Genomic DNA, 19,363 nt, shown 5'->3' with positions numbered 1-19,363 from the left:
TCCGCTAAGCTTCATTGCTGCTTAACCGGGCACGCATCTCCGCATACGCCTCCGGCGTGCCGACATCCTCAATCGTACCCTCCGTATAATACGCCCGCATCTCCTGGCGGGAATGCAGCCACTCAGGGAAATAGCTCGGCGCATCCGGATTGCCGCCTGCGGCAAGGTAGCGTTCGAACAGCGGCAGTGTCGACTGTTTGTAAATATAGAGGGCGAATACACCAATGTTGGACCGGGGATGCTGCGGCTTCTCTTCCAGCGACAGCACCCGCAGCTCATTGTCCAGCTCAGCAACACCTATACTGCGCAGCTCCTCCAGATCATCCACTGTCCGGACCAGAATGCAGTCGGTATTCACCCTGTGAAAATAATCCAGATATCCTGCAAGGCCGAATCCGAGCACATTATCTCCAGCCAGTACCAGCAGATCATCCTGCACTTGCTCCCGCTCCAGCACAAAGTTGATATCACCAATCGCACCTAACCGCTCCTCAGGTGAAGCCGTGCCGTCATTCAGAATTCTCACCTGCTTCGGACCGGTGTAGCTCTGCTCCCACCGCTCAAAGGCCGGATAGAACCGGTCGTTCGTTACAATCAGAAGCTCCGTTATTTCCTCCAGCACCTCCAGGCGTTCCACCAGCAGATCGAGAATCGTCCGGCTCCCTTGAACGGGAAGGAGCGGCTTTGGCGTGTCTTTGGTTAACGGATACAGGCGGGTAGCATAGCCCGCAGCCAAGATTAATGCGATCATCCTTGGTTTCACTCCTCCAGCCGGTAATCTGCCGCTCTAGTATTTTTTTGGCTTTGAGCATACTTTTTCTTATAGATAATGAGAGTACTAACACTATTATTATAAAAGCATGGCAGATTTGGACAGCTATTTTACTTGTTTTAACTAGGGAGTACTTTATGTAATGAATCTAGAGAGAACGGGGATTCTTAATCCGAATACGGATCAACTTCAAGACTGACTCTCATATTTAAGGCCTTTAATAACTTGGCTAAATCTTTAATTGCTTGCTCTCTACTCTTATGAGCCTCGATGTAATACCCATTATAGCTTACTGGTACAGTGAACGGATTTCCATTTGGATGCTTAGGCTCAGTGTTAACTAGATATCTTTTTGAACTTGTCTCAAAGGGAGTAATCTTCTCTAAATCAAAAGAATTATTTATAATAAATTGTAGTCCTTTTAAATAAAACTCAGGTACTCTACTTCCGTCTATTTTTTTGCCATTTGCATATAACATTAATTTAGAAATTTCTGATGTTGTAGGAATAAGCGAAATATCTACCGAGTCAGAAAGTGCAGCTTGGATAGCTTCAAAAGCCTCTCTATGTTTACTATACAGCTCTAGAGCTAATTCTTTTTCTTCATCAGTCACCGCTAGTTTCCTCCCATTATAAGGAATTTTTAGAACATCAATATATTGTGTTATTAACGCATTGACTTGTGGGTTTAACTCTGGATTTCTCGCAATGGGAGTTAGTACTTTGTCATGCAGCAACTGATAGTCAATACAGTACCACTCTGAGCTCCCTAACGTTTTTTCAGATGAAACATTAATTTGGTGACTCGGTGCTAATAATACAGGTATTATAAAATAATTTGGATAGTTACTTTTAACCCAATCCAGATATTTCTTACATTGCATATTATCGATTTTAGCATTAACTTTTTGTTCAAGTAGAATAATCACTTTTAAATCATGTTCTATATCTTCTATCTCAATAAATACATCCATCTTACCAACAGGACAACTGAATTCTTTTTTGATCTCTTGATTGGGATACACGTTTGCCTTTTTCAAGTCACAAATAGAAGCAACCCTAGCAATCTCATCAAGTTTAGCGTCCTCCCCATACACCGTTGGGTTAGAAACAGCTACAAGAAATCTTTTTAAAGAATAGTCTTTTAAATTGTGACTACCTTGTGGATCTAACAACCAGCCTAAAAACATTGAGTGCCAAGTTTCAGTATGTGTTCTACCCACAATATTAAAGAGATTCGGTCTTTTGGCAAGATTCTCAATTTGGGCAAAGTGCTCATCAGAAACTAAATAGAAAAGCTTTTGAATTAAAGATTGTCCAGTCATAGCAGCTCCTTATAAAGGATTTTTTAGATATTGTATACAAGAAAAATCTAAGTAAATTAATGTTATCGATTTTTAATAGATTAATTCAACGATATTTAACATTAAAGACCTTATACAGGGGCTGTATTAGAGTACAACCCCATTTTGTAATAGTTAATTATCTCATCTACCTTTGAAAACCAGATTAATAATCCTAAATTCACAAAAATAAAAAACGGAAAATATATTAGATTATGAAAGAAAACTCATTTTTAAATCCCCACCATGACAATGATCTAATCCCGCTTAATCCAGCTCCGCCCGCGAGAACAAATCACGGATAAGCGCATCATCCTCGCAAGCACGCTTAAAGCCTGCAGCAAAGGCTACAACCGCCTCTCCGTCGGATGAATACGCACAGAACATATCCGCCTCCGGGTCAAACCGGATGATACCGGACAGCTCGGGCATCTGCTCCTCCAGGAAGACCGCTGCCAGGGAGCCCCAATCATAACCGTTACCCTCGAACCCTTCATCTGCACGCGCAGCGAACAGATCCGCTTTGTAGCTGCCAACACTCAGAATCACTGATTTCCCGCCGTTACTCTGCTCCACCAGGATAAACGGCTTAATGTCTGCATTATCCATTGTTCCTGCCTCCTTCAGTTTCTCAAGTAATTGCTCCTGTGCTTTATCGGTCAACCGGACTATCCCTTCACGCTCCACAATCATGCCAAGCTGTATCCTATTATCCAGCCAGTCCGTAATGAAGCCCGGCGCATATCCGCCTGTACTGAATTCGCCGCCAAAAGCGATCATCTTAGAGTAATCCTCTAGATATTGCTCCCGGGAGGTCTCCGGATAGGCATTCGTATACAAGCTGAACTGCAGGTCATACATTAGGGTAGAACGCTCGTCGGCATGCAGCGAGAAGTGACCCTTCTCCTGTACAATTTCCTTGCAGATGCTGCGGATGATTCCTTCAATATTATCTATTTCTGTGAATTTAGCGGTCAACTCCTGCAGCAGCGGGGAGAACGCCCCGTGTGTTACCCTCCGCAGGTCATCCTCTTTATCCTCCTCCGATGTATCAAAGGCCTCCTCGCTCACCAGACCGCGGATGAAGCTCTCATAATCCTTGGCCAGGAAAGTAATCTCATAGTTGCCCTCCTGATCCACATGGATCACCTCCGGTTCGCCGTCCGGGCCGCAGTGGCGGTAATCGAGCATCACCACATCATGGCCTGCCGATGGGCAGTCGCCGATAACCACACCAATGTCCGGGTAACCCCATTCCTCGATCATGAACCGGCTGCCCAGATCGCCGCACAGGGCATAGCTCGTATCACGGCCGATACCGGCAATTCCTGTAATCGCAATATGATCTTCGGCCCACGAAGTGGCTTCCTCTACCGGAAAGCAGGTGTTGCGGGGAATCCCGCCATTCTGCTGCTTCATCATCGCTATGTAGGACGCCGGCAGCTTGTAGCCCAGCTCCTGCTCCACAGAAGCAATCAGATCGTCACCAGGCGGCGCCGATACATACTCCTTCCGGGCATAGTCGCTGTCTTCCCAGAAATCCCGGCAGTATTCGATAAAAGCATCCAGGCTGCTTCCATTGCCATCTGCCTGTACATCGGCCCTGCTCAGCGCTTCAGCCCGCCTTGCCTGCTCCCGCTTCCCGCGCTGCGCACCGTTCCGGCTCCATTCCAGCAGCATCCGGGTATCCCCGTCTCCGGGCTCAAGGCTGTCGGACCGTTCAAAAGCCTCTACAGCCTGTTCGTACTGCTTCAGATAATAATAGGAATACCCTGTGCGGAAATGCCACAACGGGTCCTCCCTGCCTTCTTCCGCAATGCTGAGCAGCTGCTCAAGCCCCTCCCCGTAACGGTCCAGATTATTGTAAGCTCTGGCCAGGCAGCTGATCCCCTCGTAATCTCTCGCCTCAGACGGAATAGCCTGAATGTAATCTACAATCTGCTGATGCTCATCCTCTTCATGCCAGCGCTTCAGCTGCGCCAGCTGCTCCTTATCCATACCCTCTGCCTCCCTAATTCTGAACCTGTAAGCTATTCCGTTATGTATTCCAGCGGACGCTCGCAGGCAGTGTACCTGCTAATACCCATTCACCTAGAATAGAGAGGGCCCAAACAGGTCTAGGAAAAAATAGTAAGAAAGCCTCACCAAGGCTACCGGGGCTGCTCCGTCATCCCAGTCCAGCAGCATATGAATTTTTATCCTTCAAAAAAGGCCATCCCCGCCGGAATTGCGGCAGGGACAGCCTTTGTTATTAGTGAAGCTACTATTGCTGAACCGACTCCAGATGCTCCTCCAGACGGTCCCAGGTCTCCGTAATTCCCTGCTCCATCCCCATATCCAGAACGGTTTGCAGCGCTTCGGCGGAAGTGTACTTAGAGCGGCTAACCAGCTTCGTCTTCCCGCCTTGGTCCTCGAACAGCATCGTCACCAGCGTGGACGGCATATCTGCAATTTCATTACCTTCGGCATCCGAGAAGTAATCGGTATAGATGATCTGCTTGCCATCTATAATTTCGTGATAGATCCCTTTGCCCCAGGATTCCATTCCGAAGAACTCTCCCTGATTCTCATCCACACACTTCATGCAGTAATGCCACACACCGCCGGGACGGAAATCTACTGTACAGAAGGGAACCGTCCAGCCGCGCGGCCCCCACCACTGCTTCAAGTGCTCTGCCTCTGAGAATACTTTGAATACAAGGTCGCGCGGTGCATCGAATACACGTTCAAGCACCAGTTCAAGACCTTCTACACGGGAAATCATTTTGCCGGACATACATAATCCCTCCTGATTAGTTATTCAATGATCCTCGGATTGCAGCTGGCGCAGATAGTCGTCCAGTTGATCGAAGCGTTCGCTCCATAGCTTCCGGTAGGCTTCCAGCCAGGCATCGAGCGCTTCCAGCGGCTCTGTCCGCAGCCTGTAATTCCGGCGGTTCGCGGCCGCTTCTACCTCAACCAGTCCGGCTTCCAGCAGTACCCGCAGATGCTTCGAGGCCTGCGGCTGGCGTAGCGCAAGACGCTCGGCCATTTCGCCTACACCGAGCGGCCCTTCCTTCAGAATCTCCACCATCCGCAGCCGGGTAGGCTCCGCAAGAGCGCTAAATATCGTTGTGTCCATAGTTCCGACGTTCCTTTAATAGAGCTTTCGTTATTTGAAGTACATCCCGAATATACCTCAACAGGAATATTCCCGTCAAGGAATATCAATAACGACTGCTTTATTATCCGCCAAGTTGGCCGGGACATCTGTTTGGCAGGATGTTACACCGGGCAATTGAACCCTGCCCTACTTCCATATATGATAGCTATATCATATCCGCAAAGGGAGGATTTATTTCCGTGGCCGTATTTATTAATGAACAGATTAGAGCAACCGAGGTGGTGCTCACCGGGCTGAAGGGTGAGAAGCTCGGCACCGTCTCCCGGAATGAAGCGCTGGCGATGGCCAAATCTGCAGGGGCTGATCTGGTCTGTACCTCGCTGATGAGCAGTCCGCCGCCTTGCAGCCTGGTAGCCAAAGGCAAAGGCAAGGCCGCTGCGCAATCAGCGCGCAAGAGTGATGCCGGCCGGGCACCTGCGGGCGGCGGCAGCAATGAGAAGGTGAAGGAGCTGCGCTTCACCGCCCATACCCAGGAGCATGACTACGACACAAAGCGGCGGCAGGCGGACAAGCATTTGCGCTCCGGCAAGCCGGTGCAGCTGGTCGTGAAGGCAACCGGCGCGAAGGAAGCGGCGGCAGCCAAGGCCGTGCTGGAACGGCTGCTGGCGGACCTGAAAGAAGCCGGGAGCAAGGCGACCGGCATTCAGACCAGCGGCAAGGGTGTACAGGTGCGGGTGAACCCGGGCAAGTAACCTCCACCGCCACTGCAGGGGAGGCAAAGGGGCCCTTTGTATGCGGAATACCGAATACATTCAGCGGCCGCGAGGATAAACGGGCAGATTGTATGTGAAATACCGAATACATTCAGCGGCCGCGAGGATAAACAGGCACATTGTATGCGAAAAACCGAATACAATCGGCGGTCACTAGGGCAAACGAGCACATTATATGCGGAATACCGAATACATTCAGCGGCCGCGAGGGCAAACGGGCCGATTGTGCGTCAACCCCGCAGCGGCAATGCCCTGCAACAGCAGACAGGTGCTATCCTAATGGACAGCACCTGTTCGCCCGCCCCGGTGAGGCCTCCGGGCCGGGCCTTTACTCACTTCCGCTAATCTCCGGCCGGCGAAATCGCTCAAGGAACTGCTCCTTCTGCAGAACATGCAGCAGCTCGCCGTTACAATCCGCATAATCGCCGGTCAGTCCGGCCAGCTCACGCTCGAACCGGAAGCCCAGCTTCTTAAACACTCCGAGCGAAGCCGTATTCCGCGGATCGGCCTTAGCGTACAGCCGCTGCAGCCCGATGACATTGAAGGCGTAGCCGGCAAGCGCCACCGCCGCTTCCGTAGCATATCCCCGGCCCCAGTGCTCGCGGCCGATCAGATAATACAGCTCAGTATCGGGCACGCTGAAGTCCAGCACGCCCGCGCCGCACCAGCCGACCAGCCGGCCGGTCCCGCGGCTGCAGATGGCAAATGAATATTTGAACGGCAGCTCAAAGGGCGTATGGTAGCTGAACATCAGCCAGCGGAACAGCCCCTCATATTCATGCAGCGGCATCATATCCATGTGCATGAAGGCCAGCACCTCCGGATTCTGCATCAATTCGAAGGAAGCGGTCAAATCACTTTCTATATAAGGACGGATGATTAAGCGCTCTGTTTCGAGCCTCATCTGAAGCAGTGTTGCATTCATTCAGTCTGGCCTCGCTTTCAGGTTCTCTATGAACCCAGCATAGTCCAGCCGGAAGACGGTCTCAAGGTACAGTTTGATTTAATTCGTTTGCCCCCGGCCGTTATTCCATAATGCCCTGAAAGGCTCACAATCCCGGATCAGTGAATTGAAATCCTCCTCACCGCAGAGGCGGCCCCGCTCCAGTACCAGAATCTTATCTACACCGCTGATGAAGTTCAGCCGGTGCGCAACAATAATGACCGTCTTCCCCCGGAATTCTGCGAATACCGTCTCCATGAGGCGCTTCTCCGTAATGTTATCCAGTGCGGATACCGGCTCGTCGAGAATGACCAGCTGCCGCTTCTGCAGGATCGCCCGGGCGAATGCGAGGCGCTGCCGTTCCCCTCCCGACAATTTCAGGCCGCGTTCACCGACCAGCGTATCCAGCTTCTCCGGCAGCTCCAGCACCTTCTCCTTCAGCTGCACCTTATCGAGTACAGCATACAGCTCTTCGTCAGGGACCTTCTGCTCAAACACCATATTGCCCCGGATGGAGGTATCGAAGATCGGGCTGTCCTGTGACAGATATGAGATATAATCATAGTAGCTGTCCAGCTTCAGCTCGTCGATATCGGTGCCGTCGACCAGCAGCTTGCCGCTGCTTTTCTTCAGAAGGCCTGTAATCAGCTTGATGATTGTCGATTTGCCGCTGCCGCTGAGGCCCACCAGGGCAACCGATGTACCGCGGGCGATGGAGAAGGACAGCCGGTCCAGCACCTGCACCTCCCCGTAGCCGAAGGAGACTTCCTTGAATTCAAGATCACCCTGCAGCTGCTTAATTTCTGTGCCCGCCTCCAGATTCCGGTCCTCCGGGGCAGCCAGGAATTCCTCAAACCGCTGATACGTCACCCGGTTCAGCTTATAATTGATGAACAGCACGTTGAAGATAGCAATCGGTGTATAGATTTTCTCAATGAACATGAATAAAGCGACCATTACCCCCACTGAGGCCTGCCCGGAGATCACCTGCTTCACTCCGTAGAGCAGCACGATCACTTTAATGACCGTAATGAACAATTCAAACAAGGCAAAAAAAGATTCATGGATCATCTGCAGCCGGGTACTCTTCTGAATAATCTGCTGTGCTGTATCGTTCAGCCTGCTGATCTCCTGTGCATATTTCTTATTGGTGCGGAAGACGACCAGCTCCATGAAGCCGCGGATAGAGTAACGGGACATCGTCTCCTGCTCCTTAAGCACCGCCGATTTGATCCGGTACAGGAACTTCAGCAGCACATTGGTAATCAGGAAGATCACCACATACCCGGCGGCAATAACCACCATAATCCGGATGTCGTAGAAGCTGATGAAGATGAGGCTGAAGAGGATGGTCGGCAGCAGCTCGTGCAGCGTCTGGAGGTAAAAGGAGAAGAGGATGCTGTTGCCCGCCGCAGCCCCGTTCTCAATCACCTTAATCATCTGGCCTGTGCCCATGTTCTGGTAGGCGGAATAGTCCATCCGGGAGATTTTGGACAACGCCATAATCTTCAGCCGTTCCGTAATGCTACTGGACAGCCGGGCGCCCGGATATTCGTCCAGATAATTCAGAATTACATTCACTCCCAGCAGCAGTCCGTATATTACAATGGAATGAGTGATAACAGCCAGGCCCGTCCCGCCCACAGCCTGATCCAGAATCTTCTGAAAGCATACGATTCCCAGGCTGCTTAAGAGCTGAATAGCGAAGCCAAGCACAATATACACAGCAATCCACCCTTTCAGGCGGACAAGACATTGACGCAGCATAATTACAATCTCCAATCTTATAATTGAATTGTGAAATACAAAAAGCCGGGACTCCTCCCGCTACCCGGCAATAAAGAACCACAGTAAAACATGTGGTCTCTATGCTTCATAGCGCAGTGTCCCGGCTTTCACCAAACGGATATCCAGACACCGTGCAAGGTATTAGTTATCTTGGATCAAGAGAATAGACTTCCCCCTTGATGGCTGGTACGCGTTCTGCCCAGCCCGATAACTAATTCCTTGCGACGGTACGGTATGGCATCCATTTCACCTCATTTGTAAGATTGTTCTTGTATTGTATGCCCTGGAACATCTGCCGGTCAAGCTGCTGCAATACAGCTATTCCAGCCTGGCGCGCAGCCAGGCAGCAGATTGCTCCATATATGCCAGCTGGTCGGTAGCATCGAAATGTTCAATCGCCAATGTATCGTCGTAGCCCTCTGCCTTCAGCAGATGAAGAATCTCTGCAATCCTGATGCAGCCGGCCCCTACAGGAGATGGGTACAGCGGAATTCCGGCGGTGCTGAGCTTCAGCTCTCCGCCACTGTCTTCAAGCAGGCGGTCCTTGCAGTGGACATGAATGATTCGGTGCTTGAGCTTGGCGAAGGCCTCCAGCTCATCCTCGCCCCGGTAGATAAAGTTACCGGTATCGAAGGTGATGGAGAGCTTCGGCACCTGCTCCAGGAACCAGAGCAGCTCGCCTGCTGACGAGAACGGCGCACGGATATCGTCGAAGTCCTCCATCGTTACACGGATGCCCTTATGCTCCGCATAGCCGCACACGGCAGTCAGCGCTGAAGCCATTCCCTTAAGGGCCTGATTACGGTCTTCCAGGCTGGCCGCTTCTGCAAGGAAGCCGGGAATGACCAGCACCTTGCCTGCCCCGAAATAAGCGGCAGTGTCAATGAACCGGTAACCCGGCTCCGGCGCAGGATCATTACCGAAATCGCAAAAAGCATACATTGATGCCACAGCGATCCCTGCACTATCCAGCCTTTGTTTCAGCGCCTCAGCCCCGGCCAGCGCCTCCTGCAGATCCAGCTCCACCGCTTCAATGCCACAGGCATGTACCTTGTCCAGCACAGCCTCCAGCGGCAGGCCGCTTTGCTCGCTGGCCTTCACAATATGATTATAGAATACCGACAGCTTCAAGCTCTCCAGCCCCCTTTGCCCCTCCTGCGCAGGCCAGTTAGCCCCGGAAGACGGGTAATGTCTTACCGCCCCTTACGCTCTTCTTCCTTGCTGTCTTCTTCTGCATCTTCTGCATCTTCTGCATCCGTTTCTGCATCCTCGTCATCTTCTTCAGAATCATCCGTTCCGTTCACGGCCGCCGCTTCATTCCGGCTCCATTCCAGGAACTCGATGATGTCCTCGTCCTCAGGGTCCAGCTTATGCGCCTTCTCGAAGGCTTTGATCGCCTCGTCGTACTGGTCCAGATAATAGTGGGCGTAACCGACGCGGAAATGCCACAGCGGATCTTTTTTCCCCTTATCGGCAGTCTTATTAAACCATTTAAGCGCTTCCTTATACCGCCCGAGATTATTCAGTGCCCGGCCCAAATGAACAGCCAGCTCATCGTCGATCAGCGGTGTAGGCACCTCTTTGATGCGGGATACAATTTGTTCGAACTCATCTTCCTCATGCCAAGCGTTTAATTGTGCAATTAATTCTTCTCTCATTACTAGCAGCCTCCCGGTTAATATATCCAGATCCTCTAAGAGATACTTTATCATTTTCGCAGCAGGTTTCCCACTCTAACCCTAACCGGCCTTCGCAGGAATGGTAAGCAGGAAGGTAGTTCCCTTTCCCTTTTCACTGCTGACCTCAATACTGCCTTTGACCTTATCGATAGCGCTGTAAGCCATAAGCATCCCCAGGCCGGTGCCTTCTTCTTTGGTGGAGTAGTAGGGTTTGCCCAGCCGTGAGATTTCATCCTTGGTCATGCCGATGCCGGTGTCCCGGATGGTTATGAGAATATCCTGTTTTCTTTCAGAGATATCAATGGACAGCACGCCTTCCTCCAGCCCCTTCATCGCTTCGATCCCGTTCTTATAGAGGTTGATCAGACACTGCTGAATCTGGGTACGGTCATAGTAGGTCCTGAGCGAGTTGCTGAAGCTGAATTCAACCGTTACTTTATGGATAGTGGCATAGGGCATAATTACATTTTTGGTGTACTCACACTCGGCCTGCAGGTTGGAATACACGATATTCTCCGACTGCGGCTTGGCAAAAGACAGATAATCATTAATAATCTTCTCCGCCCGGTTCAGCTCCTGCAGCGATAATTCAATATAGCCCTTCTCTTCAGGTGTGAGTGTCTTCGAGCGGTTGAGCAGCTGCAGGAACCCGCTTGTCACCGTTAACGGATTCCTCATCTCATGGGAGACACTGGCTGCCAGCTCGCTGACCACATTCAGCCGTTCGGACTGCATAATCCGGTCGCGGTTTCTCAGATTGGTAATGATCTGCTCCAGCAGAATCATGAGAACCGCCATCATTACGGCATGTGTGGCCAGGGCGTAGAAGACGAGCATCCAGAACTGCCTGTCGAAATTCTTCACGATCATGCTCATCACAATGAGATAACAGCCCATGCTGAGAACGGCAACGGCTGTTGCCCGGATAATCCGGTTCTGGGGCCTGGAACGGATGAAGCTTCTGCTCATTAAAGGGACCGCCAGCAGCACTGCCGTTGAGAATAGAAATGAATGGACCGTCCCTTCCCCGCCGATATAGAAACGGTATATATTCAGAATCAGATACAAGGGAAAGACATTTCTGTATCCGCCATACAAAGCTGCGATGATAAAAGGAATATACCGCAAATCAAAGATAAACCCCGTCTCCAGCCGAATGGGCCTCGCGATACACAGAATCATGGTTATGGCTGAGAGCAGCACAAGAATCTTCCGGTTATAGGCATGCGGCCTATTCTCGAAGAAGATCAGAAAGATCAGCACCGGAAACAGCATAAACAGGAAATTGAGAAGCAATGTCTCAAACAAGGTTAACTTCCTTTCGGCTCTAATGCTAATATGTGATATGAGCCTGTGCTCAGAGCGCTACACTTCATATTATAAGTAAAGTTAAACCGGTTTACTATGAAAAGCTTCTGCGCTGTCCGGCACTTATTTTCAATATATTACCACAAGGCAACTCTGATATAATCAGTTTATATGCTCAAGGAGGGATTCATTATGGCTTTTACGATTAATAATCTGAAGGACAACCCTAATGTTGTAATCAAAGAGCAGCTCGGCGGCTTTACGGTTATCGAATACAAGGAGGATCTTAGCAGCACCTCTATGGCAGAAGCTGAGGCCAACTACTTCATGAGCCGGAGCAATATGCGCAACAAGCAGCTGATGATTGAAATCAATAATAGTGAGGTCATGCTTAGCGCAGGCGCCATGCAGTACATGATCGGCAATATCGAGATGACATCAGGAGTCAAGGGAGTCGGCGGCCTGATGCGGAATATTATATCGAGTGCGGCAACCGGCACAAGTGCGATTAAACCGCTCTACAAAGGGACAGGCACGATTATGCTTGAGACCACCTATAAGTATCTCTGGCTGATTGATGTCGACAACGACCACATCGTCATTGATGACGGCATGTTCCTGGCCTGCGAGACTACACTGGATGTTTCTGTTGCTGCCCGTAAGAATGTATCCTCAGCCGTGCTTGGCGGAGAAGGACTGTTCAACCTGAGCGCCCGGGGCAAAGGCATTATTGCACTGGAAGCCCCTATTCCTTCTGAAGAGGCGGTTGTCGTCGAGCTGCAGAATGATGTGCTGAAGGTGGACGGCAACTTCGCCTTAATGTGGTCGAACTCGCTGGACTTTACTGTAGAGAAGTCTGGGAAGACCCGCATGGGCTCAGCCGTATCCGGTGAAGGTCTGGTCAATGTCTACCGGGGAACCGGTATGGTCTGGCTGGCACCGCTTATGAATTATAAGAACAGCATTTTCCAGGCAGGCCCGACCTCCTGATCCGGAAGCATTCCTCCTTCCACATTAACTTTCAAAGGATGTGCCCCAAGTCATGTCTATTCAAGCTGTATTATTTGATTTCGATGGAACACTGGCCGATACGCTGCCGTTATCCTTCCGCGCCTTCCAGGCCGTATTCAAGCAGTACGATCACCGGGAGGTCTCCCGGGATGAGCTTGTCACGATGTTCGGCCCCACTGAAGAGGGCATTATTGGCGGCAATTTCGCAGACCCGTCCTCTGTCCCGCAGGCTATTGAGGATTATTATTCGCTATATGAGCAGGGGCATTTCGAAGAGTTTCAGAATGAGGCGAGCATCCTGGAGTTGCTTCAGGCCTTAAAGCAGCAGGGGTTGAAGCTTGGAGTCATTACGGGTAAAAGCAGACGGGCCTATCAGATCTCGGCCGGAGCGCTGGAGCTGGAGCATTATTTCGACATTGCAATTACCGGAGATGATGTAGTTAAGCCTAAGCCTGACCCCGAAGGTATTCATACAGCACTGCGTACGCTTGGCATCGACTCCTCCAGTGCTGTATTTGTAGGCGACAGCAATGCGGATATTCTCGCAGGCAAAGCTGCCGGGCTGCGGACCTACGGTGTACGCTGGCTGTCCACCTTCCAGAGCCAAGCCTATGATGTTCCGCCGGACGGTATCTTTAACAGTGTTGCCGAATTCCGCCAGCTTCTTAAGGTATAGAATTCATTCCTGCTCCTAGACATAACAAACAGAGGTGTATAACGCATGTCAGATTCTAACATCATCGCAATGACCTACCACTCCAAGGAGCAGGAGGCTGCCGTCCGTCTACTGGAGCAGCAGTGTACCCAGGCGGCAGGCTTCCTGTTAAGCTCAGACATCGAGCACCTCATCAAAGAAGACGGCGATCATGCCCTGCTCTGTTACCGCGGAGATCAGCTGGTTGGTCTCCTCAGCTGGTTCGACTCCGGGAGCGGTTATGCCCAGATCAATGCAATGGTTCATCCGGAGCACCGCCGCCGGGGCGTATTCCGCAGCCTGATGCAGCGTGCCGGAGCGGACATAAGCCGGCTGGATATACAGAAGCTCAGCTTCAGAATTCCCGCCCGCTCACGGGCGGGGCTTAGTGCTGCCTCCTCTCTGGGTGCAGTCTTCGACCGTTCAGAATACTCAATGATTTTGGCCCACACAGAAATTAAAGATCAGGTTCAGGCAGATATACGGCTGCTCCCTGCCTCACCGGAGGATTTCGAATTCATGGTCACCTGCTCATCCCGGGCCTTCGGAGATCCGGAAGACGATGCCCGCGAGTACTTCCTGCAGACAACTGAGCCGGAGCGGATCACTTACATCGCCTGGACCGGGAGCCGGCGGATTGGGCTGATCCGGGTGAATTACGTGAATGAAGCTACGGCGTTTATCCATAACTTCTGCGTATTGCCCGATTATCAGGGTAAGGGTTATGGCGGAATCGTGCTGCGGCAGATCGTAGATTTCCTGCTGCAGGAGCATTATTCTTCTATTCGTCTAGGCGTGGTTACGGAGAACGAACGGGCTTTGAACCTCTACCTGAATGCCGGCTTTCAGATCAACACTGAGTATAAATATTACAGCGGCAGCCTGTCATGACGGTTATTGATAGTATCTGGTGGCTGATTACCCTCATCGTCCTGCTGGCCGTAACCTGGATTGTCCTTGTAAGCTGGAAGAACGGAATTTCTCCAATGCCCTCCTCCAAAGCAGTCCGGATAGCCGTAGCTGAAGAAGTGAACCGTATCCCGGGTTACGCGAACATTCTGGAGGCCGGCTCGGGCTGGGGGACGCTCGGTCTTAGCATTATTGCCCGTTGCCCGGGCAAACGTCTGACCGGGATAGAAAATTCAAGAATCCCCTTATGGTTCTCGCAGCTGTTCACGGTTCTGCATACCCAGCTCTTTCCGGTTAAGAACGGGCAGGGGCTGCTGCACAGCAGGGCTGCTTTTAAGCGGGGCGATATCTATAGAAGCAGCTTCGGTGATGCCGATATTGTGCTCTGCTATCTGTTCCCCGGCGCAATGGAGCGCCTCGCGCCTAAATGTAAACAGGAGCTGCCCGCCGGTGCAACCGTAATCAGCATCTGCTTCGCACTGCCGGACAAGCCGCCCGTCCGCATCATCACCTGCAAAGACAGATTACAGACGAAGGTATATGTGTACAGATTCTGAGGATTCATCGATTCGGAGCGGACTGCATCCCGTCTTCGATCCGCTTCATGAAGTCTTCGACCGCACTGTATCCAAGCTGCTTCAGATACCAGTTATTCGCAGCCGCCTCAATTAACCCCGCCACATCCCGCCCCGGCTGAAGCTGTACTTCGATATGCGGAATTTGCACACCGAGATATTCAGTGAACTGGGGAACCAGCTCCAGCTCATTATTGAGTGAATTCTCCTGCCACGGTGCCAGCTCGATGTCCAGGACAATCCGCGTTTCATCCTGAAAGGCCCGCCGTCCATACTGGCGTACGACATTAATCAGGCCGATGCTGCGCAGCGCCAGGAACTCGCGGGTAGTCTCATTATGCGTCCCGAGCAGCGTCGCCGGCCCCAGCTTCTTCAGTACGACAATATCATCGGCGACGAAACGGTGGCCGCGGCGGATGAGCGTGTGTGCCGTTTCGCTTTTGCCGATGCCCGATTTGCCCCGCAGCAGAATGCCGATACCCGACACGTTCACACATACCCCATGTATGGACAGCTCAGGAGCCAGCGTCTTCACGAGGAAGCTGTCCAGTCTGGCCGTAAACTCCGTCGTAACCTCGGATGTCCGCAGCAGCGGAATGCCCTCTTGATCACAGAACAGCGTCAGATAAGGAATCTCCTGCTGGCCGCTAGTCACAATGAAGCACGGCGGATGATATTTCACGACATTTCCGATATGGTGCATACGCTCCTCAACACTAAGCGTTAACAGATAATTAATCTCTTTACGGCCGAGGATCTGCACCCGCTCCATTGGGAAGAAGTCGAAATAACCGACAAACTCAAGCCCAGGTCTATGCGTTCTGGGACGGGTAATGATCCGGTCCATGCGACCTGCTCCGGCGAGCACCTCTAGATTGAATTTTTCCGTAAGGCTTTGAACGGTAATAGACTTCATGCTGTTCTCCTCCTGCGGCTAAAGCGTAGTTCTTATACGCCTATTTAAAGTAGTTATTCTTCCATACTATTCAAACATACTATTCAACGATTCCCGGGTGTAATCCTGCTCCACAGCGCTTTCTGTGAAGGACCGGGACCACATACTTCCAGTAGAGTCTTTCTAATTCTTCTAAATTGATTCAACTAAAAATCTTGTAATCTGCACACGCTAATTATATATTAAAGTCAATATATAAGACCTTGGGCCCATAATATTCAATAAATACTAATAAAATCAAGAAGGTGTAATATATTGGCTTTGGAATCATGGATCGACTTGATCATATGCTTTATTTTATTTCTTTTGTTTATATACATAGTTGCTACAGTGACGATTACCAATCTGCATAAAGTCTATTTGGGATTCCATTGCTCCATGATGATCTGGCCTTACTGCCAATTCGCCATCCGGACGGTCAATGAACCTGTCTATCAGCTATTTTATGTCAAGCTCGCCTTTATTGATGCTTCCCTGCTGACTACAGGCTGGATCTTCTTCACCATTCTGCTCTCCGGGCAGAAGCAGTTTCTGAACCGGAAAGTGTTAATCACACTGATCGTCCCGGCAATTCTGTCATCCGTTGCTGTCATAATCAATCCGAACGGCTGGTTTGTGCTCCCGGTAAACGGCGGATATGTCGAAAGAATATACGGCCCGATCTTCTGGGTCAACCTGTCCATTCTGATTCTGCATGCCTGCGTGTCCCTGTATATTGTTTATGTTGCTCTAGTGTCCGATCAGGCACCAAGGATCAAGAATCAGATCATGTATATGCTAAAAGGAATCCTGGCTGTCTGCGTGTTCCTCCTGCTCGATGTGCTGCTCAATGTAATTCTGGATGATTACCTCCCGGTTATTCCGGGCTTCACCTCTCTTGGCATTGCGGTATCCGCTGCATTCTTCGTTATCACCATTCACCAGGATAAAGTATTCGATATTGTAACGATCGCACATCAGGATATTATTAATACGATGGAATACGGCATTCTGGTACTGGATGACCAGGAGCGGGTAGTCGAGATCAACCAGGCGCTGCTGCCGCAGATCAGTCTTACGAGCGGTGCAGCGTTTAATATGGCCTCGTATCTGCCTGCAGGCGATATGGTGAAGATTGGGGAGTTCCTGCAAAGCTATGAGGAGACCCCGCTGGAGATAGCTGAGATTGAGCTGTTCTATCCTTCTCTCCAAATGTATATCAGTATTCATGCTGCGCCGATTATGGTCAGCGGTATCCGGGTAGGGCGGATTGTTACGTTCCAGAATATTACCGAGCTGCGCCGCCTGATTGACGAGACCCATCATCAGAATACGATTCTGCAGGAGCGGAATGAAGCGCTGGTTAAGGTCCATGAGGAGCTGTTCCGGAGTAACGATAAGCTCAGGAAGATGGCGATCACCGATAGCCTGACCGGCTGCTTCAACCGGCATTATCTCATGCAGCAGCTTGAGAATGAAATCCTGCAGAACCGGGACGACAAGGCAGCTGCAACTATTATACTGATTGATATCGATTTCTTCAAAAGAGTCAATGACCAGTACGGCCATCTGGCCGGCGATACCGTTATTTGCAGTACAGTTGAGGTTCTTCAGCGCAGCCTGCGGCCTGCTGATATTCTGGCCCGTTACGGCGGAGAAGAATTCATTATCTATTTGCCGGATACGCTGGAGCAGGGTGCTACTCTGTTTGCCGAACAGCTCAAAACAAGCATTGAGTCCAATAAAATAAAAATAGACTATGTAGACGAGCCTGTGTCCGTAACCATCAGCATAGGTCTTCTTAGTATCGACGATTTCAAGGTTGCACAATCGGTAGACGCAGCCACTTACTTAAACGACCTGTTCAAAACAGCGGATAAAGCGCTGTACGTAGCCAAACATCAGGGACGCAACCGGATTGTTTCTGTTACCAGATAGCCGGAGCTACCGGGTAATTTGGAACTCCAGCCAGTCGTCTGCAGCCTGCAGGTTGCCCTTCGTTGAACTCTTCAGGCTAAGGGCGGACAGGATCTCCTTGAGCGGGTAGTAGGTTCGGCTCTTCCAGACAATCTGCTTCTTGGGGTCCAGGGTGTAGGAGCTCTCCTGATACGAGACCGTACTCCGGCCGTTCTTACTGGCTACCGTACCACCCAGCAGAGCCATCAATTCGCCGACAGGCGAGTACAACGTCAGGTCGGCACTCCGGAATGTCCCTTGGCCGCTATAACGCATGTACTTTCCGTTAAAGCTTACCGGGACAGGGTCATTCATGGATACGTAATCGTTCAAAGAAAAGTTGTAATACGGGGTATGTCCACTTAATACATTCCCGTAGCTCCACGGCGTAATCAGATTTGAATCGATCGTCCGGTAGGTTGCCGGATTCATGAGTGAGGATTGAATGATATGATCCGTGTCCGCAACAAAACGGATCTGAGCGTTACCCAGTGAAGAAGGACCCGTAATATTGAGCGGAATTGTCCGGATGAGTGTACCCGTCCCTGCGTCATAGACCCGGTACTCTTCTTTTCCCTTAACCTTCTTCTTATTCTCGATATAGGATACCCAGAGAACGATATATTTCCCCGTTGGACTGATCTGTGCACTCGCACTCGCATAATCCGCACGCTTCAGATTAGTCTCAAGCAATGTGCGGACCTTGCCGTTAATGACAAGCTCATGCTTAATGATATCGCCCGCCTTCGATTGTTTGAAGATAACAGAAGCACTCAGTGTCTTCTTATATACGAAGTTATCCCAGGTTGTTTTTTTGTAAGAATGGAGTTTATTGATAGTCCCGTCCGCCTTAAGCTCGTAGGGGGATGTTCCTGAAAGTACCCCGTAATACAATGCTCCTAACGAAGGTTCCGGGTCAAAGTAATTCTGGTCAATGATATTGGCGCTATATGAATTAGTATATTCTCGCGGCGGCTGTTTGGACTTATGTAACAGCTTGTTCGCGGATAACGAATAGACCTCGTATTCATTGGCCTTATTCTTTACGACATACATGCCGGCATCCGGATACACGTCCTCAATGGTCCCCGCGCTTACAGCCCGTTCCGTAGTGACGTTCAGCACTTTCCTCAAACTGTCGTATTTCATAATCTTCTCTGCGGCTTCGCTTCTCATTACCCCATAAGCAACCAGAGGGTTCTTCGTATTTCTGCCCGATACTGAATCCAACCGGTACGCTATGGCGGTATCTATGAAATCCAAGGCAACATCTTCATTGGTAAACAGCCCGGTGCTGTAGTCCACTCTGGTCATTCTAAGAATGGGATGTCCGGTTTGATTCTTGGTATAGCTGTGCCCCATCCATTGATAGGACAGCTTTACCCTCTGCTCAGCTTCAGCCCCGGCAGAGCTTCCGGATACCTTTGCCCATGGAGTTAACACACTAAATAGCATAACCAATACCACCAACATAATCAGGGAACGCAGTTTTTTCATTACAACCTCCAAGTAATCTGTCTGTTATCATCTCCTTCCTATCTTTCGGTAAAAAGGGGATGATTTCCTGTATATGCC

At 50.5% G+C, this 19,363-nt stretch carries 18 protein-coding genes; 6 read left to right on the top strand and 12 right to left on the bottom strand.

Annotated features, from left to right (window positions below; genetic code table 11):
* Positions 1-4 precede the first annotated feature (4 nt).
* From LOS79_RS25850 to LOS79_RS25830, 5 genes are all read right to left on the bottom strand, one after another.
* Complete coding sequence (locus tag LOS79_RS25850) at positions 5-751, bottom strand: nucleotidyltransferase family protein (RefSeq protein WP_315413429.1); 747 nt, start codon at positions 749-751, stop codon at positions 5-7.
* 188 nt (positions 752-939) lie between these two features.
* Positions 940-2,097 (bottom strand): PD-(D/E)XK nuclease family protein, encoded by a 1,158-nt coding sequence (locus LOS79_RS25845; protein ID WP_315413428.1) that lies wholly within the window; start codon positions 2,095-2,097, stop codon positions 940-942.
* Between the two features lie 285 nt (positions 2,098-2,382).
* On the bottom strand, positions 2,383-4,113 hold the full coding sequence (locus LOS79_RS25840) for an Imm51 family immunity protein (protein WP_315413427.1): 1,731 nt from the start codon (positions 4,111-4,113) through the stop codon (positions 2,383-2,385).
* A gap of 265 nt (positions 4,114-4,378) precedes the next feature.
* The gene (locus LOS79_RS25835; RefSeq protein WP_315413426.1) at positions 4,379-4,891 is read right to left on the bottom strand and encodes an SRPBCC domain-containing protein; all 513 of its coding nucleotides are present in this window, start codon (positions 4,889-4,891) and stop codon (positions 4,379-4,381) included.
* Between the two features lie 24 nt (positions 4,892-4,915).
* Complete coding sequence (locus LOS79_RS25830) at positions 4,916-5,236, bottom strand: ArsR/SmtB family transcription factor (protein ID WP_315413425.1); 321 nt, start codon at positions 5,234-5,236, stop codon at positions 4,916-4,918.
* Between the two features lie 221 nt (positions 5,237-5,457).
* Here LOS79_RS25830 and infC point away from each other — a divergent pair, with 221 nt between their 5' ends.
* Complete coding sequence (gene infC, locus LOS79_RS25825; RefSeq protein ID WP_315413424.1) at positions 5,458-5,970, top strand: translation initiation factor IF-3; 513 nt, start codon at positions 5,458-5,460, stop codon at positions 5,968-5,970.
* Positions 5,971-6,319: 349 nt separating this feature from the next.
* Here infC and LOS79_RS25820 read toward each other — a convergent pair whose 3' ends face one another.
* From LOS79_RS25820 to LOS79_RS25800, 5 genes are all read right to left on the bottom strand, one after another.
* Entirely contained in the window at positions 6,320-6,916 is a 597-nt protein-coding gene (locus tag LOS79_RS25820) for a GNAT family N-acetyltransferase (RefSeq protein WP_315413423.1), read from the bottom strand.
* 78 nt (positions 6,917-6,994) lie between these two features.
* Complete coding sequence (locus LOS79_RS25815; RefSeq protein ID WP_315413422.1) at positions 6,995-8,701, bottom strand: ABC transporter ATP-binding protein; 1,707 nt, start codon at positions 8,699-8,701, stop codon at positions 6,995-6,997.
* A gap of 339 nt (positions 8,702-9,040) precedes the next feature.
* On the bottom strand, positions 9,041-9,853 hold the full coding sequence (locus LOS79_RS25810) for a sugar phosphate isomerase/epimerase family protein (RefSeq protein ID WP_315413420.1): 813 nt from the start codon (positions 9,851-9,853) through the stop codon (positions 9,041-9,043).
* 62 nt (positions 9,854-9,915) lie between these two features.
* Positions 9,916-10,380, bottom strand: coding sequence for a tetratricopeptide repeat protein (locus tag LOS79_RS25805; protein ID WP_315413418.1), 465 nt, complete (start codon positions 10,378-10,380; stop codon positions 9,916-9,918).
* An 81-nt stretch (positions 10,381-10,461) separates the two neighbouring features.
* The gene (locus LOS79_RS25800; protein ID WP_315413416.1) at positions 10,462-11,709 is read right to left on the bottom strand and encodes an ATP-binding protein; all 1,248 of its coding nucleotides are present in this window, start codon (positions 11,707-11,709) and stop codon (positions 10,462-10,464) included.
* Between the two features lie 192 nt (positions 11,710-11,901).
* Between LOS79_RS25800 and LOS79_RS25795 the strand changes: the two genes are divergently transcribed.
* The 4 genes from LOS79_RS25795 to LOS79_RS25780 are packed head-to-tail and all read left to right on the top strand — an operon-like array spanning position 11,902 to position 14,880.
* Positions 11,902-12,699 carry an AIM24 family protein gene (locus LOS79_RS25795; protein WP_315413414.1) on the top strand — a complete coding sequence of 266 codons (798 nt, stop codon included), beginning with the start codon at positions 11,902-11,904 and terminating at the stop codon, positions 12,697-12,699.
* A gap of 52 nt (positions 12,700-12,751) precedes the next feature.
* Positions 12,752-13,396 carry an HAD family hydrolase gene (locus LOS79_RS25790; protein ID WP_315413412.1) on the top strand — a complete coding sequence of 215 codons (645 nt, stop codon included), beginning with the start codon at positions 12,752-12,754 and terminating at the stop codon, positions 13,394-13,396.
* Between the two features lie 45 nt (positions 13,397-13,441).
* Positions 13,442-14,305, top strand: coding sequence for a GNAT family N-acetyltransferase (locus LOS79_RS25785; protein WP_315413410.1), 864 nt, complete (start codon positions 13,442-13,444; stop codon positions 14,303-14,305).
* Positions 14,302-14,880, top strand: a complete 579-nt coding sequence (locus LOS79_RS25780) for a class I SAM-dependent methyltransferase (RefSeq protein WP_315413409.1) — start codon at positions 14,302-14,304, stop codon at positions 14,878-14,880. Before LOS79_RS25785 ends, LOS79_RS25780 begins: the two co-directional genes overlap by 4 nt.
* Before the next feature lie 4 nt (positions 14,881-14,884).
* On the opposite strand, the gene hprK is transcribed toward LOS79_RS25780, so the two are convergent.
* Entirely contained in the window at positions 14,885-15,814 is a 930-nt protein-coding gene (gene hprK, locus LOS79_RS25775; protein WP_315413407.1) for an HPr(Ser) kinase/phosphatase, read from the bottom strand.
* Positions 15,815-16,108: 294 nt separating this feature from the next.
* Here hprK and LOS79_RS25770 point away from each other — a divergent pair, with 294 nt between their 5' ends.
* The gene (locus LOS79_RS25770) at positions 16,109-17,770 is read left to right on the top strand and encodes a diguanylate cyclase (RefSeq protein ID WP_315413406.1); all 1,662 of its coding nucleotides are present in this window, start codon (positions 16,109-16,111) and stop codon (positions 17,768-17,770) included.
* Between the two features lie 6 nt (positions 17,771-17,776).
* On the opposite strand, the gene LOS79_RS25765 is transcribed toward LOS79_RS25770, so the two are convergent.
* Entirely contained in the window at positions 17,777-19,285 is a 1,509-nt protein-coding gene (locus LOS79_RS25765; protein WP_315413405.1) for a hypothetical protein, read from the bottom strand.
* Positions 19,286-19,363: the final 78 nt, after the last annotated feature.

Source organism: Paenibacillus sp. MMS20-IR301 (assembly GCF_032302195.1).
In the GTDB taxonomy this organism is placed as follows: domain Bacteria; phylum Bacillota; class Bacilli; order Paenibacillales; family Paenibacillaceae; genus Paenibacillus_AQ.
This window is presented reverse-complemented; position numbering and strand designations above follow the sequence as displayed.

Excerpts from the sequence above, each read along its gene's own strand:
- LOS79_RS25835 (WP_315413426.1), bottom strand. The coding sequence starts at position 4,891 with ATGTCCGGCAAAATGATTTCCCGTGTAGAAGGTCTTGAACTGGTGCTT.
- LOS79_RS25815 (WP_315413422.1), bottom strand. The coding sequence starts at position 8,701 with ATGCTGCGTCAATGTCTTGTCCGCCTGAAAGGGTGGATTGCTGTGTAT.
- hprK (WP_315413407.1), bottom strand. The coding sequence starts at position 15,814 with ATGAAGTCTATTACCGTTCAAAGCCTTACGGAAAAATTCAATCTAGAG.
- LOS79_RS25790 (WP_315413412.1), top strand. The coding sequence starts at position 12,752 with ATGTCTATTCAAGCTGTATTATTTGATTTCGATGGAACACTGGCCGAT.
- LOS79_RS25805 (WP_315413418.1), bottom strand. The coding sequence starts at position 10,380 with ATGAGAGAAGAATTAATTGCACAATTAAACGCTTGGCATGAGGAAGAT.
- LOS79_RS25795 (WP_315413414.1), top strand. The coding sequence starts at position 11,902 with ATGGCTTTTACGATTAATAATCTGAAGGACAACCCTAATGTTGTAATC.
- LOS79_RS25830 (WP_315413425.1), bottom strand. The coding sequence starts at position 5,236 with ATGGACACAACGATATTTAGCGCTCTTGCGGAGCCTACCCGGCTGCGG.
- LOS79_RS25765 (WP_315413405.1), bottom strand. The coding sequence starts at position 19,285 with ATGAAAAAACTGCGTTCCCTGATTATGTTGGTGGTATTGGTTATGCTA.
- LOS79_RS25820 (WP_315413423.1), bottom strand. The coding sequence starts at position 6,916 with ATGAATGCAACACTGCTTCAGATGAGGCTCGAAACAGAGCGCTTAATC.
- LOS79_RS25845 (WP_315413428.1), bottom strand. The coding sequence starts at position 2,097 with ATGACTGGACAATCTTTAATTCAAAAGCTTTTCTATTTAGTTTCTGAT.
- LOS79_RS25850 (WP_315413429.1), bottom strand. The coding sequence starts at position 751 with ATGATCGCATTAATCTTGGCTGCGGGCTATGCTACCCGCCTGTATCCG.
- LOS79_RS25785 (WP_315413410.1), top strand. The coding sequence starts at position 13,442 with ATGTCAGATTCTAACATCATCGCAATGACCTACCACTCCAAGGAGCAG.
- LOS79_RS25840 (WP_315413427.1), bottom strand. The coding sequence starts at position 4,113 with ATGGATAAGGAGCAGCTGGCGCAGCTGAAGCGCTGGCATGAAGAGGAT.
- LOS79_RS25780 (WP_315413409.1), top strand. The coding sequence starts at position 14,302 with ATGACGGTTATTGATAGTATCTGGTGGCTGATTACCCTCATCGTCCTG.